Genomic DNA, 17,779 nt, shown 5'->3' on the forward strand with positions numbered 1-17,779 from the left:
CCGTAGACGCCGTAGTATATCGCTATTTACAGGGCTTTCCAAGTTAGTGCGCTTGCCAAATTACTCAGCTTGCCAAGCTTTAATCGACCCATCACTGCCTGCACTGACTAACCAGTTTGCGTCAGGAATCCAGGTGAAGGCTTGGATGGCCCCCTGTTCCGCAGACCAATGGGTGATGCGCTGCCAGGTCTGAGCATCCCAGAGTTTGATTTCACCGTCGGTTCCCCCCGTAAAGAGTAAAGTTCCGCAGGCACTAAATTGCAGGCCCTGGATCGCGCCAACCCCGTGGGCAGGAATCGTTTTTAACCAGTCCCCGCCGATCGACCAGAGATGCAAATTACCCTGATCGTCGCTGACTACCAACGTTTGTCCATCGGGGCTGACGGCACTTTTGTAGCAACAGGGCGAAGGGAGTGCCATTTCCCGCAGCAGTTCACCCGTTTGACATTGCCACAGACGCAGGCATTGATCCGCACTGGTGGTGATGAGCTGAGTCCCACTGGCGTTAAACAAAACCGACCACACGATCGATCGATGGATCAAGGTTTTTAACAGCGTGGCTGGATTGAGCCGAAACAGCTTGACTTGGCCATCTGCCCCGGCACTGGCTAGTAACTGTTCTGTAGCGTCCATCGCTAAGGCTTGAATGGCTCCTTGGTGAAGGGGCACGGTTCTAATCAGCCGCTGATTGGACAGGTTCCACATTTTCATCTGCCCATCCTTACCACCCGTGACCAGCAACCCACGCTGAGCCGCCACCGAAATTGCGGTAATGGGCACACGATGGCTGGTCAAAACCGCTTCCCCACCCGTGGGCCAGTGCCATAATCGCAAGGTTGTATCAGTGCTAATGCTAATCAGAGTCGATTTAGCCCAACCTAGGCCCGTAATCGCTTCCCCGTGGCTCTGCCAAGTTTGGTGCAACCTCCAGGAAGTCGAGGGAGAATGACCGGACGTTGCGGAGGATGGAGAAGTTGAAGCGGCGTGAGTAGAGCGGGTCGATTGGGTCGATTGGGTCGATCGCGCCGCCTGTTGGGTTTGAGTTGGGTGCGTCTGAGCCTGTTGTGCCTGCGATGGCTCTTGCTTAGGAACCCAGCCGTATTGCTTGGCCTTAGCTAAATCCTCCTGGGCAGAGGCTGTCCAGCCCTTGGCCTGTCTGAGTTGGCTCCGGTACCAGTAAGCTTCCGCGAAATCTGGTTGGAGGTGAATCGCAAAGGAAAAGAAATCCAAGGCGGCCATGTACTGCTGGGCTTGGAACTGTTCGATGCCTTTTTTCAAGGCAATTTCTGCCTCTGAGGGTTTGCGGGGGCCTGCCTCTCGCCGGGATTTTGTGCGGATGGAAACCCCTGAAGGGTGAGCCTCTGATTGCGTCGATCGCGCGGAACTGGGGGAAAATCCCTTTAGCGCTTCGTAGGCGGTCTGAATGGTCTGAAACTTTTCCTTCGCCGCTTGCTGTTCTGCGGGATCTTGATAGCGATCGGGATGATAGGTCTTGGCCAATTTACGGTAGGCTTGCTTGACCGCTTCCGGCGAAGCGCCCCATTCCAGTCCTAGGATTTCGTAGTAATGCCTCATTGAATTCGTGACGCTTCCCGCAAACCGTTAAATTCTGGCGATTCCTAATATTGGGCACCCACAGGGTTCGCCCCCAATAGGTTCCACCTCAACAGGTTTCGCCTACACAGGTTCGCCCACATTTACTTTTTCAACATGCCCTTGATACTCCACTACGGAACAAATCCACTGCGATCCCACGAGCCAACTGCTGGTACACTTTGAAGTGGTCTGTATCAATGTTGCTGTGATGGAAATCGGTCAAAAAGTGCGTGTCCGTCGTCTGCGCGATCGCGTTCCCCAAGAAGTGGTCAGTAAGCTGGGTAAAGTCGGTACCGTCAAGGACTTCAAAGTCGTAGATGGAAAAGGTCTAGGCCGTCTCGTTCAGTTCGATGACCAGTATGCCACCTGGTTTTTTGAAGACGAACTGGAAGCCTCTAATTAGTCAGCTAGTAACTGAGTCATCTAGTAATTAGTGAGCTAGTTAGTGCGCTAGCATCTGCGATGGAAAGCTTGAGTGAGGCAGTGAGTGAGTTAATCATTGACTGCCTTCTTGTTTTGGGGCCGATCGTTGGGTGGAGCGCAGAATGGGCTGAGCAATAGTCTGGATAGGAACCTGAGCAGTTTTCTGAGCAGTTTAATGCGCCAGCAATCTTGGCAGGAACTCGATAAATTGAATGGGTAAACCCGGCATCGGAGTCACAGCAAATTTACTATGGCGTTTATTCTGACGTTTTTAGGCAAGGGCGGCACAGGGCGGACAACGTTAGCGATCGCCGCTGCCCAGCGATTGGCGGCCCAGGGCAAACGAGTGCTGCTGGCCAGCCAGGATTGTAGTCCTGCGTTGGGGATTGCTCTGGGGGCTGAGGTAGGGCCTGATCCAACCACGATCGCCCACAACCTAGAAGCCGTCCAACTCCACACCGCTGTATTGCTAGAGCGGGCTTGGGAAGAATTGAAAAAACTGGAAGCCCAGTATGTCCGTACCCCGTTCTTTCGCAATGTCTATGGCCAGGAATTAGGGGTGTTGTCGGGCATGGACAGCGCCCTGGCCTTAAATGCGATTCGGCAATGGGACAGCCGCTATGACGTGATTGTCTACGACAGTGGCAGTAGTCCCGAAACCCTGCGGATGTTGGGAATGCCAGAAATCGTTAGTTGGTACATTCGGCGTTTCCGTCAGGTGTTTATCGATTCTGACCTGGGCAAAACCCTCGCCCCCTTTATCCCACCGATCGCCACGGCCATCCTGAGTGTCAATTTTGCGGCGGATAACTTTGCCCAGCCCACCGCCGAGATGAATAGTCTCTTGGAAAAAGGCAAAGCCGCGATCGCAGATCCCCAGCGCACCGTGGCTTACCTGGTCACGACGGATGATCCCTTAGCGGTCAGTACGGCGCAGTATCTCTGGGGCAGTGCCCAGCAGATTGGCTTGACGATCGGGGGCGTGATTGCCAACCAAAGCCGTTATGCCGGGGATGCCTTCCATCCGTTATCCATCACCTCGGTACCCCGAAAAATCGGGGAGGACTGGCTAACCCTCATGGAAGCCTTGCCCGACTTTAGTCAAGCGGTACAGGCCCCCCGTCCGATTACGATTAACGTGGGCGATCGCACCGTGACGCTGTTTCTACCCAGCTTTGACAAAAAGCAAGTTAAGCTAACCCAGTACGGGCCCGAAATCACGATCGAGGCGGGCGATCAGCGACGGAATATTTTTCTGCCGCCGGAACTGAGTGGTTTACCCGTCAAAGGGGCCAAATTTCAAAACAGTTCCCTGGTCATTTCGTTTTAGTCGGGCGGTGGGCGCTCTGGTGGCGGCCCCTTTCCCTGAAATTTACCCTTTAATATCCACCTGCACCTAACCCTATGACAGAATCCAAATCTACGGAAATTTTGACTGAACCCGTTGAAGACAAAGAGACTCGATCGGCCAAAGCCCGCCAACTGCTGGGCATGAAAGGGGCAGAGGTGGAGGAGAAGTCGATTTGGAAAATTCGGCTGCAACTGATGAAGCCTGTCACCTGGATTCCCCTGATGTGGGGTGTTCTCTGTGGGGCGGCCTCCTCGGGCAACTACACCTGGTCGATCGAAAATGTCTTGATTTCCCTGGCTTGTATGTTGATGTCGGGGCCGTTGCTGACGGGCTACACCCAAACGATTAATGACTACTACGATCGGGAAATCGACGCCATTAACGAACCCTATCGTCCCATTCCCTCCGGGGCCATTTCCCTCGGCCAAGTCAAAGCGCAGATTTTGATTTTGCTGGCGGCGGGCATTGGGGTGTCTTACCTATTGGATCAGTGGGCGGGCCATGCCTTTCCGACGATTACCGTCATGGCGATCGGCGGCTCCTTCATTTCCTATATCTACTCCGCCCCACCCCTCAAGCTCAAGCAAAACGGTTGGCTGGGGAATTATGCCTTGGGGGCGAGTTACATTGCGCTGCCTTGGTGGGCAGGTCATGCTTTGTTTGGCGATTTGAATCCGACGATCGTGGTGCTGACCCTGTTCTATAGCTTGGCGGGTCTGGGGATTGCCGTGGTTAACGATTTCAAAAGTGTAGAAGGCGATCGGGCCTTGGGGCTGAAGTCCCTGCCTGTGATGTTTGGCATTACCACCGCCGCTTGGATTTGCGTCTTGATGATTGACATCTTTCAAATCGGCGTGGCGGGTTACTTAATGTCGATCCACCAAAATCTCTACGCGACGATTCTGTTGCTGTTTGTGATTCCTCAAATCACCTTCCAGGACATGTATTTCCTGCGGGATCCGCTGAAAAATGATGTGAAATACCAAGCGAGTGCCCAACCGTTCCTGGTGCTGGGGATGTTGATCACAGGGATTGCCTTAGGGCATTCCGGCTTGTCCTAGGTCGGCAAGAAGCCGCTAATCGCCGCTAATCGCCGCTAATCGCCGCTAATCATAGTCAACTGTGCGATCGTCCGGGCGATCTGAGAATGGCAAAAGACCAGCGATCGCACAGTTTGAACGAAAAAACTCTAAAAAGACTACAAATTTTCCCCATCCTTCCTGTAAACTGTTCGATTAACTTCTGGGTTAGTCTATGGTTTGGTTAGTCCGTGGTTCTAACCTACGCGAACCGTTCAGGCTCTGGGTGCACCTTATGATGTAAACCGTTGGAGTGGTTCAACAATTGACACTTCCATGGCTCGGCAATTCCCGCTAGATACTTAAAGAGGCTTCTTGTGTGGCTAAGTATGGCTTCCGGCGATCGAAACCATCCAAACCTCCTGGAATGGATCCCATGACAGGTAAGCAGGAGGAACAGACGCCGCGTAGAAGAGAAAAGCAACGCAGGGTTAAACTCCCACCCAAACTGCGTCATGTTTTAGTGAGTGCAGGTCATCAGGTCTCAGCGCAATGGACTTGGATGACGCAACGGATACCTGCGCCGCTGAAACGACGGAGAAATCAATTCGGCCTAGCGGCTGTCGGCGTGGCCGCGATTGGGTTATCGATCGGGTATGTCAGACTAGAGCGCGAACTTCCGGATGTGTCTACGCTGGGCATCTTTGTGCGGCCTGGAACCTTGACCATCAAGGCGGAGGATGGCACCGTTCTGTTACAAAGTGGGCCGGCCACCCGCGAGCGCATGTCCATCAATGAATTGCCGAAGCGAGTCAAAGACGCCTTTATTGCCGCTGAAGATCGCCGCTTTTATCAACATAGCGGCGTGGACTACTGGGGGATTGTCAGAGCCACCGCCCGCAACGTCACGTCGGGGGAAATGGTTGAAGGGGGCAGCACCATTACCCAGCAGCTGGCCCGCATGGTTTTCCTCAATCAAGACCGCAGCCTCGTGCGCAAAATTCGCGAGGCGATGCTGGCACAAAAGCTGGAGCGGGAATTATCCAAGGATAAACTGCTAGAAAACTATCTCAACCTGGTTTACCTGGGTTCGGAAGCCTACGGCGTGACCGATGCCGCCTGGGTATTCTTCAGCAAATCCGTCAAGGACTTAACCCTTTCAGAAACGGCGATGATCGCGGGGTTGCCGCCTGCCCCCAGTCTCTATTCGCCCTTAGTTGATCCCAAGAAAGCGCAACAACGGCGGGATATTGTCCTGGAACGCATGGCAGAACAGGGATTTATTTCCCAAAGTGAAGCTGATGCAGCCAAAGCAGAACCGATCGCGTTGAAACCCGCGATTCCTAAAAACCTCTACAGTGCCAGTCCCTACTTCACCTCCTTTGTCCAGCAACAGTTGGCCCAATATATCTCGAAGGAAGCGATCGAATACGGTGGGCTAACGGTCGAAACAACGCTGAATGCAAAGTGGCAAAAAGCCGCAGAAACAGCGGTGAAAGAAGCGGTCGAAATTGATGGTCGAGCCCAGGGCTTTGAGCAAGCGGCTTTGGTGGCGATCGATCCTCGGAATGGAGCCATTCGGGCCTTGGTTGGGGGCTTGGATTACTACAAGGAAAGCCAGTTCAATCGCGCCACTCAGGCCCAACGGCAGCCCGGATCGACCTTTAAGGTATTCGTCTATGCCGCCGCGATCGCCGCAGGGTTTTCGCCCTATCGTGGCTACGTGGATGAGCGCTATGTCGTAGATGGTTACGAGCCAAAAAACTTTGGCAATAAGTATTCTGGCTCTGTGGATATGCGTACCGCACTGACTAAATCCCTCAACGTCGTGGCGGTGAAGGTTTTGATGGATGTGGGGTTTGAACCCGTCATCAAATTGTCGAAGGAAATGGGGATTAAATCGCCCCTCCAAGATACCTACTCCCTGGCTTTAGGAGCCTACGAAGTCAATCTACTAGAACTCACCAGTGGCTATGGCCCGTTGGCAAATAATGGGGAATACACACCTCCCCACGCCATTCTGAAAGTGACGGATAACAAGGGCAAGGAGTTATATAAATCTGACTTTAAATCCCGCAAAGTTCTCGATCCCGGCACCGTTTCGATCATGACTTGGATGTTGGAAAATGTCGTTGCCAAGGGAACGGGTTCTCCGGCTGCATTGACCGATCGCCAAGTGGCGGGGAAAACGGGAACCTCTGAACAGGCTCGCGATCTCTGGTTTATTGGCTATATTCCCCAGATGGTGGCCGGGGTTTGGTTAGGTAATGATGACAATTACCCGACGGGAGGCAGTAGTGGCACCGCTGCCTTTACTTGGAAGCAATTCATGAAGGTGGTGGCCAAGGACTTACCTGTCGAGAAGTTTCCAGACCTGCCCAAGAATATCGATACCCGGAAAGGCAGCATCAAAGCCAAGCCCGTGGAGCCGAACAGCGCCTATTCTAAAGGAACTGCACCGGATCCAAAGGAATCCGATCGTTGGCGCGATCGGCAGGAGAGCACCCCTGAGGATTCGCAGGACAATCGATCGAGACCTGCGGAGGACGCACCTCCCCCACCGGATGATATTCCACCGCCCTCGGCCTATGAGGCTCCTGCGCCCTACAATCCACCGCCGGAGCCTGATCCGATCGAGGCTGCTCCCCCAGCCGCCCCAGCCGATCCACCCCCACCGGCAGAACCCGATCCCTTGCCTCCTTCGACACCTTAGTTCTTCGACACCTTAGTTCAGACACCTTAGTTCAAAGGACTGAGTTCAAAGAGCAAGACAGAAGGAAAAGGGGTAGAAAAGAAAAGGCATAGCGTTTGCTATGCCTGGTGATCGCTCAAGTCTAGTGAAACTCACGAAGTGGCTGGGGATTAACGCACCGTCCCCCGTAGGGCTTCCGCATCGATCGGTTTTAGCAGGTAAATTTTCAACAGGTGCCCCAAAATCCCCAGTTGCAACGGTAGCTTGCGCAGGGCTTTTACCCATTGGGGTTGGTTGGACTGGTTGACTTCGGTGATCTTGAGATTGAGTTCGGAACATTCAGACAAGCGTTGGAAAAACTCTGGATGTTCCGTATCCAGCACTGACGGGAACGTGCGGGCGGCAGTTTCATTCGTCCGCCGGATCACATCTTCATCAAACGCCGTTGGATCAATACCCAAAAGGCCATAGAACCCCGATCGCTCATGCACCGTTAACGTGTGGGTGGCAAAGACGGTGAGTAGGAAAAACCGACTCCAGAGCCGCGATTGCCAAGTCTGCCACAACTGCGGCTGCGATCGCAGCAAGGCTTTAAAAATATCCCCATGGCGATTTTCATCCTGACACCAGGGTTCAAAGTAGCGGAAGAGGGGGTAGAAGTGATTTTCGGGATGGGCTTGCAGGTGACGATGGATCAGAATATAGCGCCAGTAGCCAATTTTTTCCGATAGGTAAACGGTATAAATCACCCATTCGATCGGGAAAAACGTATAGGTGCGCGCCTTCGTTAACTTCGCCAAATCCATAGATCGGTTAAAGTCGCCCATGGCCTTGTTGAGGAATCCGGCGTGGCGGGCTTCGTCCCGTGCCATCAGATGGAAGATTTCCGACAAGACCGGGTTGCGATCCTTCAAGCGGCGGGACAGTTCCTTAAATAGCAAAAAGCCGGAAAATTCCGAAACACACGATCGCTCCAGGTAATCCAGAAACGCCTGCCGATCTTCCCCTTGCAGATGCTCCCACGATCGCTCAAAGGACTCATCCCGGACGAAGTGGTGCCGGTTGTAGTCCGCCCGCATTTCCGCAATCATGGCCTGAATCTCCTCATCCTGGGCGGAGAGATCCAACTGAGCTGCGACATCAAAGTTCGTCGTGTAGAAGCGAGGGGTCAGTAGATTTTCCTGAATCTCAGCATAGCCACGACTGCTTGCGATCGGCTTGGTGGGTGTTTCAACCATGGTTTCCTCAAAAAAATAAATGCAGGGTTATGAAGCGTTTAAAAGAGAGTCGGACAACTAGAAGAGGGTCAGACAACAATATCGTGATTTAACGAAAGAGTTAAAGAGAGTCTTGGCAGGAGTGCGGTCAACAGTCGCTCAATCCCTTCAAGTTAGTAACTTTCTCAGATTTTCAAGGACTTGGCAATCCTCTTACAAAAGTTCACCTCCGGGCCATTTGTCAGCCATTTGTTAAGTTATGAGAATACCCTCTTTATTTAATCCTTTAATCGCCATATGGTAATGAAACGTTTATAGAACTTTACCTGATACTAAGGGAATGGCCATGACTGTTGATCTTGCCTCACGCCTGCGGGAAGGAACCCAACAAGCCCATACCGCCGCCGAAAACTCAGCCTTTATGAAATGTTTTTTGAAGGGCATTGTGGAGATTCAGCCCCTGCGTAAGTTGCTGTCGGATTTATATTTTGTTTATTCTGCGTTGGAAGAAGAGCTGGCAAAGCACGCGGAGCATCCGATCGTGGGGTTGATCCAGTTTTCAGAGCTGAACCGTCAAGCGGCCTTGGAAGAGGATTTGACGTTTTACTACGGCCAAAACTGGTGGGAGCAGATCCGGATTTCCCCTGCTGCCCAAACCTACGTCAGCCGCATTTATGAAGTCTCCAATTCCGAACCTGCGCTATTAGTTGCCCATGCCTATGTGCGCTACCTGGGGGATCTATCCGGGGGGCAAGGGCTGAAGAGCATCATTCGATCGGCCCTGAATTTACCCGCCGATCGGGGCACCAGTTTGCATGAATTTAAAGCACTGCCAACGGTGGAGGCGCGGCGCAATTTTAAGTTTACCTACCGCGATCGTTTGAATGAGCTCCCCGTGGATGAAGCGTTAGCAGAGCAAATCGTCAACGAAGCGATTCTGGCCTTTAGCCTCAACCGCGACATTTTCCATGAGCTGGAACCCGAGGTCAAAGCGGCCATTGGTGACCATGTGTTTGAACTGTTGACGCGCCAGGATCGGCCTGGGAGTACCGCTGCCCATCCCAGAGGTCATGCGGCCCCGGAACTGGTCACAGCGGAATAATTTGTGCCCACCCTGCTTATTAAGGGGGATTTAGGGGGATCGAAAACCTACGATCGACGGTAAACCCATTTCAATTCACCACCTTAGGGAATTGCCTTGAGTGATGTTATTCCCTTCGCCTATAACATCGCTCATCCCCTCACTATAGTCACAGAAAGGAGAACATTAAGTCCAATGCAGCTTACGTCCCAAGATGTCACCTTCGACGCCAACCTACTCCAGAAGTACGATCGACCCCTACCCCGCTACACCAGCTATCCACCCGCGACGCAATTGGATACGGACTTTAATGCCATTGACTTAGTAACTTCGATCGCCGTTGGTAATCACAAACAATCCCCTTTATCGATTTACTGTCACATTCCCTTTTGTGAAACCCCTTGTTACTTCTGCGGTTGCAACACCATCATCACCCAGCGCAAAGCCGTTGCTGAACCCTATTTGGATTACTTAATTCGCGACATCGCCCAAACGGGAGCACTGGTCAAAGGCGAACAACGGGTCCAGCAATTGCACTGGGGCGGTGGCACGCCGAACTATTTGTCCCTCGATCAAGTTGAACGGCTGTGGAATGCGCTGCATGAGCATTTTTCCTTTGATCCGGCAGCGGAAGTTTCCATTGAAGTCAATCCCCGTTACCTCGATCGGGATTATATCCATGGCTTAAAAGCGCTGGGCTTTAACCGTATCAGCTTTGGCATTCAGGATTTCAATCCTCAGGTGCAGGAAGCCATTAACCGGGTGCAGCCGGAAGAAATGCTGTTCCAGGTCATGGACTGGATGCGGGAAGCGCAGTTTGAGAGTGTCAATATTGATTTAATTTACGGCTTGCCCTTCCAAACCCTGGCGACATTCCGGGAAACGATCGCCAAAACCATTCAACTCAACCCCGATCGCATTGCAGTGTTCAACTTTGCCTATGTGCCTTGGTTGAAGCCCATTCAAAAGCGGATGCCCTTGGACGCCATGCCCGTGGCAGCGGAAAAATTGGAAATCCTGCGCATGACGATCGATGAGCTCACCCACCAGGGCTATGTCTTCCTAGGCATGGATCACTTTGCCAAACCCAACGATGAATTGGCGATCGCCCAGCGCAATGGCCAACTCCATCGCAATTTCCAAGGCTACACCACCAAACCGGAATCCGATCTGTTGGGCTTTGGGGTCACCTCAATCAGCATGTTGCATGATGTCTATGCCCAAAACCACAAGCGACTGAAAGATTACTACAAAGCGATCGATGCCAAGGAACTGCCGATCGAACGGGGCGTCACCCTCGATCGGGATGATGTCCTGCGGCGGGCGATCATCATGGAATTGATGTGTCAGTTCCGCTTAGACAAGGTGGCTGTAGAGGAAAAATACGGCCTGCATTTTGACCACGACTTTGATGAATACTTTGCCCAGGAAAGCGCAGAACTGGATGCCCTCGCCGCCGATGGCCTGTTGGTGCGATCGGCCAACCACTTGGAAATCACCCCAGCGGGACGGCTGTTGATTCGCAATGTCGCATCGGTGTTTGATGCCTACCTGCGTCGTCAGAATAAGGCGGCTTTCTCACGATCAATCTAGCAAACGCGATCTAGCAGTCGCGATCGCGCAGACTCGTAGCAGCCCCCTAACGCCCCTGCAAATTAACCATCAGCCATCTTGACTTCTAATGTGTTATATCGTTAAATAGTTATATATTCAGTCTGAAGCGACTGCGGTCTTCAATTCATTCCCTTCCTTCATGACCGATCCTCTCCAAAAAGCTGAGTTTGTGATTGCGATTTCGATAAACACGATCGTCCAGATTGCAGCCATCGAATCCCTTCACAGATCCACGAATTGAAGCCGTAGGCTGGCAGTACAAGAGCCTCCATCACTGCGGACCCCAGCCATTGCACTCTTTGCAATTTCGACTTTCAGGCTGAATTCACTTCAACGAGCACAGAAATCATGACAACCACTTTCAATGATTTCCAGAAGAGAAGTTTCTGGGATCGGTTTTGTAACTGGGTGACCAGTACCGAAAATCGACTGTACGTTGGCTGGTTTGGGGTTCTGCTCATTCCAACCGCCCTTGTTGCAACCATTGTTTTTATTCTGGCCTTTATTGCAGCCCCTCCCGTGGATATCGACGGGATTCGGGAGCCCGTCACGGGGTCTCTCCTGGGGGGAAATAACCTCATCACTGCCGCCGTTGTTCCGTCTTCCAATGCGATCGGGTTGCACTTATATCCCATTTGGGATGCGGCCAGCTTGGATGAATGGCTGTACAACGGTGGCCCCTACCAAGTGATTGTGTTTCACTTCCTGATTGCCATCTATGCTTACATGGGTCGGCAGTGGGAATTGAGTTACCGCTTGGGAATGCGGCCTTGGATTCCAGTGGCTTACTCTGCCCCCTTGGCCGCAGCAACCTCGGTCTTGTTGATTTATCCGATCGGTCAAGGCAGTTTTTCCGACGGGTTAATGCTAGGCATTTCCGGGACGTTTAACTTCATGATCGTATTTACAGCGGAGCATAATATTTTGATGCATCCGTTCCATATGTTGGGTGTGATTGGAGTGTTTGGGGGAGCGTTGTTCTCTGCAATGCACGGTTCGTTGGTAACGTCTTCCCTAGTTCGTGAGACGAGCGAAGTGGAATCTCTCAACTACGGCTACAAATTTGGTCAGGAAGAGGAAACCTACAATATCGTGGCCGCCCATGGCTACTTCGGTCGCTTGATTTTCCAATACGCTTCGTTTAACAACAGTCGATCGCTGCACTTTTTGCTAGCGGCTTGGCCCGTGGTGGGGATTTGGTTCGCATCCCTCGGGATCAGCACCATGTCCTTTAACCTCAATGGGTTTAATTTCAACGCTTCGATTCTGGATAGTCAGGGTCAAGTCGTGGATACCTGGGCTGATTTGTTAAACCGTGCCAACTTGGGAATTGAAGTGATGCACGAACGCAATGCCCACAACTTCCCCTTGGATTTAGCGGCGACGGGATCTGGAGAACCGATCGCGCTGTCTGCTCCAACGATTAGTGTTTCCTAGATGATTGCTTCTGACGTTGAGTTTCCTTAGGTTATCGGTTTGGCGAGATAACTACCTAATGACTCCCGCGAGTTGGTATTTCGGTATCAACTCGCATTCCTGCGGTGGTTGTTGTTCATTAATTTTCAAGGTGTGGAGGAGTTGTTATGACCGCAGAATTAATGCCGGAAAAACCGGAAAAACCCCTAAAGCTCGATCGACGGGCGGTGGTTTTCTTTGCGGCGGTTCATGGGGTGGCTTTGCTGGCCCCTTGGTTTTTCACTTGGCAGGCGTTGGGACTGCTGATCTTCTTACATTGGCTGCTAGGCAGTGTTGGTATTTGTTTGGGCTATCACCGGCTGCTGAGCCATCGTAGTTTTCAAGTGCCGCAGTGGTTGGAATATCTCATTGGATTTATTGGGGCTTTAGCCCTGCAAGGGGGGCCGATTTTTTGGGTCAGTGGTCACCGTCTGCACCACGCCTTTACGGAAGATGAGGTGAAGGATCCCTACTCCGCACGGCGCGGGTTTTGGTGGAGTCATATGCTGTGGATCTTATACCCCCGTCCAGAATTCTTTGAAAACCGTCAGTACGAACGCTTTGCCCCAGATCTCGCCCGCGATCGCTTCTATTGCTGGCTCGATCGCTACTACATTCTTCTGCAAATTCCCTTCGCGATCGGCTTGTATTGGCTAGGGGGTTGGCCGTTTGTCATCTATGGCGTGTTTGTTCGTGCAGTTTGTCTGTGGCATAGCACTTGGTTTATCAATTCCGTAACCCATTGCTGGGGCTATCGCACCTTCAATACCGCAGACAATTCCCGTAACCTCTGGTGGGCGGCCATTCTCACCTATGGCGAAGGCTGGCATAACAACCACCACGCCTATCCCAACGTAGCCAAAGCCGGTTGGCGATGGTGGGAAATTGATCCCACTTGGTGGGTCATCCAAGTCCTGCGGGGATTGGGACTCGCGCAAAAAGTTGTTATGCCGCCGGTTTACAACCGTTATCGCTAAGGGTGATTGCTAAAAATCCACTAGTGCGGTTCTTCGGTGGAATCTGCGGCGGGGCGATCGGCAACTTTGTCGCCCACTTGGTCATCCACTTTGTCGCCCACTTGATGCTCTGCTTGCAGCGTCATCACCGTGGCCGCGATCGCCCCTAGGGGCAGCCCTGGGGGATAGGTTCCCGACGATTTCACCTGCTTGATCAGCACGGGAGACACCGCAAACCCGAGCCGTTCTCCCACGGTTCGGGTGATATCACCGCGATCGATCACACCCGCAACCGCCCCCGCAGGCGTCAGAACCGTGATTTGGTTCAGTGATTGCGTTTCCATTTTGTGAATCGTTTCTGCTAGCGATGTTTTTTCGGTTACTGACGGAATCGTCGTCAGAGGAATGGCAATGTCCCGCAGGGTTTGGTGATCCCATTGGCTCCGTTCCACCGATTGCAGCATATCGGCACTGACCCAGCCGCGATATCGCCCATCGGATGCCGCAAATAACATGCCTTTGGGATTTTCGTTTAAGACCATTTCCTCCGCAAATTGCCGCAGGTTCATGTCTGCATCCAGCACCCGAAAATCACGGGTCATGACGGTTTGCGCTTCGATCTTGAGTAACGTTTCCTGCACATCGGTAAAGCGATCGGCATTCAAGGCATTCCGGCGCATGAACCAGCCAATTAAAATTCCCCAAATGCCGATGACGGAGGGCAATCCTAATTCTGCGGTAATGCCCAGAACATCGGCAAAGCCCACTAAGCTGATCACCCAGCCCAGCCACAGCCCCGTTTTGGCAGCCCAGTGAGCCCCAGTCAGATAGTCGCCGCTATATTTCCACACGATCGCTTTCAGCATTTGGCCGCCATCGAGGGGCAAGCCCGGAATCAGGTTAAACATCACCAAGGTGAGATTCAGCGTGGCGAGACTGGACAGCACGATCGACAGCACCACCCACAGCGGGTTTGTGGAGAACGGTAAAAATAATCCCGCCCCGGTGAAAATTAGCCAAAGTCCAAAGCTGACCAACGGCCCCGCGATCGCCACTTGCAACATGTCCGTGGGTTTGGCGGGTTCCCGTTCGATCGAGGCGACGCCCCCAAAGAGAAAGAGGCGAATCGAGGTGACATCAATGCCCTTGGACTTGGCGACGAGGCTATGGCCCAATTCATGGAGCAGGACAGAGCCAAACAGCAACAACGCCATGACAAATCCTGCGCCATAGGCAACCCCTGCATTCCAACTCGGATGGCTCTGCTGCCAAACGAGGCCATCGCGAAAGGTGATCCACCCGACAATGAGGAACCAAGAGGGATCGATGTAAAGCGGAATTTTAAAGAGAGAGCCAATGCGCCAACCAGTTTGCATGGGATTTCGGGGGATTTAAGGTGCTGTTTTCTCTAGTGTAAACGGCGGCTTGAGAAAACTCAGGCGGAAACTCAGGCGGAAACCCCGCAGGAACCTGTAGGGCTTGCCCCCGAAAATTGTTTGTACACAAACCATTGAGAATGTTAAAATGTTTCCAGAAAGTTCGAGTTAGTACCTTTCTAAAGCAAGAGGATTGAGTATGTTAACCCTTCGCCGTTCCCACGATCGCGGCCACGCAAACCACGGCTGGCTGGACTCCTACCACACCTTCTCCTTCGCCAACTACTACGACCCTGCCCACATGCAGTACCGCAGCCTGCGCGTCATCAACGAAGACTACATCGCCGCAGGCATGGGCTTTGGTTCCCACCCCCACCGGGATATGGAAATTGTGACCTACGTCCTCGAAGGGGCATTGGAACATAAAGACAGCTTGGGCAATGGAGCCATCATGCGACCGGGCGATGTCCAACGCATGACCGCAGGGACTGGCATTGTCCACAGCGAATTCAACCCCTCGGCGGAAGAACCGACCCATTTGTTACAAATCTGGATTCTGCCGGAACAAGCCAACCTCGAACCCAGCTACGAACAGAAATACTTCCCCCCAGAGGCGCGATCGGGCAAATTGCGGCTGATTGCATCACGGGATGGGCGGGATGGCTCCGTTGTTGTGCACCAGGATATGAACCTCTATGCGGCTCTTTTGCAGGCTGGGGAGCAGATCCAACACCCTGTTTCCGCCGATCGGCATTTCTGGGTACAGGTGGCGCGAGGCACGGTGCAAATCAATGGCGAAGTCCTTGAGGCGGGGGATGCTGCCGCGATCGACAACGTAACCACCCTCGGCGCGATCGCCCAGGCCGACGCGGAATTCCTAGTTTTTGATCTGGCCTAAGTTCGATCTGACCTGAGATCTGACCTAAGTAAGTTTCCCTACGACAGAGATACGACAGAGAACTGTAGGGACATCCGAATCTAAAACGACGTAACAAATGTTTACATCTTCGCAATATTTCGTTACATTGTTAATCAAGGGTGGTTGAAGCAAGGCATTCCTGGTTACGCACCTAACTTGATGTAACGCCCTCTCTCAACCAACCTTTGAATCTCAATCAACCGTTTATCTCAATCAATCCACAGGTAACAATCATGAGAACTGACTTAGAATTCCGTCGTCCCGAACTCTTTGGCCCCGTTGTCTTCCGTCCCGAATTCAACGCTTTCCAAGAAATCAATGCCGCCCAAGCTTGGTCGCTCTTTTTCACCGGCAGTCAGGAAGATAAGGCCCTCGGTTTCAATCCCGAAATTGGCCGCTTCTTTACCAATGCGCTGATCGCGATCGGAGTGAGTGGTGTCCTTCTGGCGACCTTCTTCACGGGGCAATAGTTGCCGCAAACGTGCAGCGATAATCGTGCGAAATTTCGCCGAAAGGCTACGACCCAGTGACGATTCACTTAACGCATAACTTGAGGGCAACCGCTTGCCCTGCCTCTTTTCTCAGTTTGAGAGAAGGGGCTTTTGATTTGTGAGTTTTTGCAACAAAAAAATGCCTTCCGCAGAACCTAGGGAAAAGAGGGCGTATTGATTCTGACAAATGAGTTTTTTGTGCGTCAAAGCAGCAATTAATCATCTAACCAAGAATCGTCATCATCCCAAGCATCCGGTTTACGATCGGGTCTAGGTTGCGGTTTTGCAGTAAAGGCTTGGGATTGGGGTCTGGGTTGGGCGGTAAACGTTGACTCCGTATTCGATCGAGATTGGGCAGTAAACTGCTGATCCGATCGTCCTTGGGTAGGTGCAGCAGTTTCTCGCCGTTGCGGATTCGATTGCTGATCCGATGGCTTAGACGGTTGTCGCTGGGGTGGTTGATAGGATTGCGGTTCAGATTGCGGGTTAAATTGTTGACGGGAGGGTTGCTGTGGTTGCTGGCGTGAGGGTTGCCGTTGGGGAATCGGTTGTCGTTGCTGTTGTTCTTCCTCAACCCACGCATCAAAATCAAATTCGATCTCGTCTTCAAAATCGTCTCGCCGATCGTCATATTGATCAGGATATCGACCTTCAGAGCGATCGTCTCGATCTCCATACCGAGAACCTGCTTCGTACCGTTCATTGCCCTCAGAGCGAGTACCCCGCGTCCCCGATCGCCAGCGATCGATCTGCGGTTCCAACTCATCCAGCAGCGGCGGCACTTCTTCTAAGAGATCCTGAGCCTTTTCCCGCACTTGTTCCGTCACTTCCCGCAGATCCTTGGCCCGTTCCTTGACCTGATCTGTCACCTGGTCTTTGACTTGGGAAGTCACCGTTTTCGCCTTTTGGAATAATGACTGTAACCCTTCCTTCGCCTGGGATTTCTCTTCCGTTAATAACTCATTGGCCCGCTTCAGTTTTTCCTCAAGCTTCTGCTCTAAGCCCGGTTTGTAAAGATCTAGACCATCCGCGATCGCCTCGGATACCATGACGCGCGTACTGCCGAGACTGAGGATTTGGCTGGGATACAACGCATAAATTTTGCCCGTCAGACCCTGGAGGCCACTTCCCGCCATCAAGTATTGGCGAATATTCCCCGTTTTCAGGTCAAACATGTAATCTACAATTTTGCCGATTTTATTGCCTTCATCCGTCCAAACTTCGCAATTAATCAGCGATTCCAGTTGGCGGACCCGATCGCGATCGGTTTCCACGGGCGCGGAATTCACCAACACCCCATTGGTGCCAAACCGATCCAGTTGATCCAGATTGAAGGCGGTTTTGCGGCGATCCATAAACCCCGACTTACAGATAAATCCCAATACCCGATGGAGTTTCGGGTAGCTCCACAGCACCTCCACCCGCCCCAGTTCTTCCATGCTGGCGCGATCGAGAACTAACTGATCCAACAATTCGCTCTGCTTAATGTAATCGGGCTGTGCAGTCATAGGACGATCGGAGGGTATGCCAATCAGAAGGGGCTAATCGTAACCAGGCTAGCCTCTCCGGTGGTCGAAGAGACTGCATTC

Annotated in this window: 14 protein-coding genes; 10 read left to right on the forward strand and 4 right to left on the reverse strand. The window is 52.4% G+C overall.

Annotated elements, in window-relative coordinates:
• Positions 1 to 60 precede the first annotated feature (60 nt).
• Positions 61 to 1,575, reverse strand: a complete 1,515-nt coding sequence (locus H6G21_RS18570) for a DnaJ domain-containing protein (protein ID WP_190574905.1) — start codon at positions 1,573 to 1,575, stop codon at positions 61 to 63.
• 229 nt (positions 1,576 to 1,804) lie between these two features.
• On the opposite strand from H6G21_RS18570, the gene H6G21_RS18575 reads away from it, so the two are divergent.
• From H6G21_RS18575 to H6G21_RS18590, 4 genes are all read left to right on the forward strand, one after another.
• Entirely contained in the window at positions 1,805 to 1,999 is a 195-nt protein-coding gene (locus tag H6G21_RS18575; protein ID WP_190574906.1) for a cytochrome b6f subunit family protein, read from the forward strand.
• A 270-nt stretch (positions 2,000 to 2,269) separates the two neighbouring features.
• Complete coding sequence (locus H6G21_RS18580; protein ID WP_190574907.1) at positions 2,270 to 3,349, forward strand: ArsA family ATPase; 1,080 nt, start codon at positions 2,270 to 2,272, stop codon at positions 3,347 to 3,349.
• 74 nt (positions 3,350 to 3,423) lie between these two features.
• Positions 3,424 to 4,431 (forward strand): chlorophyll synthase ChlG, encoded by a 1,008-nt coding sequence (chlG, locus tag H6G21_RS18585; RefSeq protein WP_190574908.1) that lies wholly within the window; start codon positions 3,424 to 3,426, stop codon positions 4,429 to 4,431.
• Between the two features lie 520 nt (positions 4,432 to 4,951).
• On the forward strand, positions 4,952 to 7,102 hold the full coding sequence (locus H6G21_RS18590) for a penicillin-binding protein 1A (RefSeq protein WP_347278040.1): 2,151 nt from the start codon (positions 4,952 to 4,954) through the stop codon (positions 7,100 to 7,102).
• A gap of 149 nt (positions 7,103 to 7,251) precedes the next feature.
• Here the strand turns inward: H6G21_RS18590 and acsF are convergent, their stop codons facing one another.
• Positions 7,252 to 8,319 (reverse strand): magnesium-protoporphyrin IX monomethyl ester (oxidative) cyclase, encoded by a 1,068-nt coding sequence (gene acsF / locus H6G21_RS18595; protein WP_190574909.1) that lies wholly within the window; start codon positions 8,317 to 8,319, stop codon positions 7,252 to 7,254.
• Positions 8,320 to 8,644: 325 nt separating this feature from the next.
• Between acsF and H6G21_RS18600 the strand changes: the two genes are divergently transcribed.
• The 4 genes from H6G21_RS18600 (at position 8,645) to H6G21_RS18615 (ending at position 13,425) form a co-directional block, all read left to right on the forward strand.
• Positions 8,645 to 9,400 (forward strand): heme oxygenase (biliverdin-producing), encoded by a 756-nt coding sequence (locus H6G21_RS18600; RefSeq protein WP_190574910.1) that lies wholly within the window; start codon positions 8,645 to 8,647, stop codon positions 9,398 to 9,400.
• Positions 9,401 to 9,574: 174 nt separating this feature from the next.
• The gene (gene hemN, locus H6G21_RS18605) at positions 9,575 to 10,972 is read left to right on the forward strand and encodes an oxygen-independent coproporphyrinogen III oxidase (RefSeq protein WP_190574911.1); all 1,398 of its coding nucleotides are present in this window, start codon (positions 9,575 to 9,577) and stop codon (positions 10,970 to 10,972) included.
• Between the two features lie 369 nt (positions 10,973 to 11,341).
• Positions 11,342 to 12,430 (forward strand): photosystem II q(b) protein, encoded by a 1,089-nt coding sequence (gene psbA / locus H6G21_RS18610; RefSeq protein ID WP_190574912.1) that lies wholly within the window; start codon positions 11,342 to 11,344, stop codon positions 12,428 to 12,430.
• 146 nt (positions 12,431 to 12,576) lie between these two features.
• Positions 12,577 to 13,425 (forward strand): fatty acid desaturase, encoded by an 849-nt coding sequence (locus H6G21_RS18615; protein ID WP_190574913.1) that lies wholly within the window; start codon positions 12,577 to 12,579, stop codon positions 13,423 to 13,425.
• Between the two features lie 20 nt (positions 13,426 to 13,445).
• Here the strand turns inward: H6G21_RS18615 and H6G21_RS18620 are convergent, their stop codons facing one another.
• Positions 13,446 to 14,780 carry a site-2 protease family protein gene (locus H6G21_RS18620; protein ID WP_242041928.1) on the reverse strand — a complete coding sequence of 445 codons (1,335 nt, stop codon included), beginning with the start codon at positions 14,778 to 14,780 and terminating at the stop codon, positions 13,446 to 13,448.
• A gap of 199 nt (positions 14,781 to 14,979) precedes the next feature.
• On the opposite strand from H6G21_RS18620, the gene H6G21_RS18625 reads away from it, so the two are divergent.
• Entirely contained in the window at positions 14,980 to 15,678 is a 699-nt protein-coding gene (locus tag H6G21_RS18625) for a pirin family protein (RefSeq protein WP_190574914.1), read from the forward strand.
• 254 nt (positions 15,679 to 15,932) lie between these two features.
• Positions 15,933 to 16,169 (forward strand): hypothetical protein, encoded by a 237-nt coding sequence (locus H6G21_RS18630; RefSeq protein WP_190574915.1) that lies wholly within the window; start codon positions 15,933 to 15,935, stop codon positions 16,167 to 16,169.
• A gap of 236 nt (positions 16,170 to 16,405) precedes the next feature.
• On the opposite strand, the gene H6G21_RS18635 is transcribed toward H6G21_RS18630, so the two are convergent.
• On the reverse strand, positions 16,406 to 17,698 hold the full coding sequence (locus H6G21_RS18635; RefSeq protein WP_190574916.1) for a PRC-barrel domain-containing protein: 1,293 nt from the start codon (positions 17,696 to 17,698) through the stop codon (positions 16,406 to 16,408).
• Positions 17,699 to 17,779: the final 81 nt, after the last annotated feature.

The sequence above is a fragment of the Alkalinema sp. FACHB-956 genome (assembly GCF_014697025.1).
Taxonomy (GTDB): domain Bacteria; phylum Cyanobacteriota; class Cyanobacteriia; order Leptolyngbyales; family Leptolyngbyaceae; genus Alkalinema.

Bases quoted from the DNA above. Each gene is read 5' to 3' on its own strand.
- H6G21_RS18570 (WP_190574905.1), bottom strand. From the start codon at position 1,575: ATGAGGCATTACTACGAAATCCTAGGACTGGAATGGGGCGCTTCGCCG.
- H6G21_RS18575 (WP_190574906.1), top strand. From the start codon at position 1,805: ATGGAAATCGGTCAAAAAGTGCGTGTCCGTCGTCTGCGCGATCGCGTT.
- H6G21_RS18580 (WP_190574907.1), top strand. From the start codon at position 2,270: ATGGCGTTTATTCTGACGTTTTTAGGCAAGGGCGGCACAGGGCGGACA.
- chlG (WP_190574908.1), top strand. From the start codon at position 3,424: ATGACAGAATCCAAATCTACGGAAATTTTGACTGAACCCGTTGAAGAC.
- H6G21_RS18590 (WP_347278040.1), top strand. From the start codon at position 4,952: ATGACGCAACGGATACCTGCGCCGCTGAAACGACGGAGAAATCAATTC.
- acsF (WP_190574909.1), bottom strand. From the start codon at position 8,319: ATGGTTGAAACACCCACCAAGCCGATCGCAAGCAGTCGTGGCTATGCT.
- H6G21_RS18600 (WP_190574910.1), top strand. From the start codon at position 8,645: ATGACTGTTGATCTTGCCTCACGCCTGCGGGAAGGAACCCAACAAGCC.
- hemN (WP_190574911.1), top strand. From the start codon at position 9,575: ATGCAGCTTACGTCCCAAGATGTCACCTTCGACGCCAACCTACTCCAG.
- psbA (WP_190574912.1), top strand. From the start codon at position 11,342: ATGACAACCACTTTCAATGATTTCCAGAAGAGAAGTTTCTGGGATCGG.
- H6G21_RS18615 (WP_190574913.1), top strand. From the start codon at position 12,577: ATGACCGCAGAATTAATGCCGGAAAAACCGGAAAAACCCCTAAAGCTC.
- H6G21_RS18620 (WP_242041928.1), bottom strand. From the start codon at position 14,780: ATGCAAACTGGTTGGCGCATTGGCTCTCTCTTTAAAATTCCGCTTTAC.
- H6G21_RS18625 (WP_190574914.1), top strand. From the start codon at position 14,980: ATGTTAACCCTTCGCCGTTCCCACGATCGCGGCCACGCAAACCACGGC.
- H6G21_RS18630 (WP_190574915.1), top strand. From the start codon at position 15,933: ATGAGAACTGACTTAGAATTCCGTCGTCCCGAACTCTTTGGCCCCGTT.
- H6G21_RS18635 (WP_190574916.1), bottom strand. From the start codon at position 17,698: ATGACTGCACAGCCCGATTACATTAAGCAGAGCGAATTGTTGGATCAG.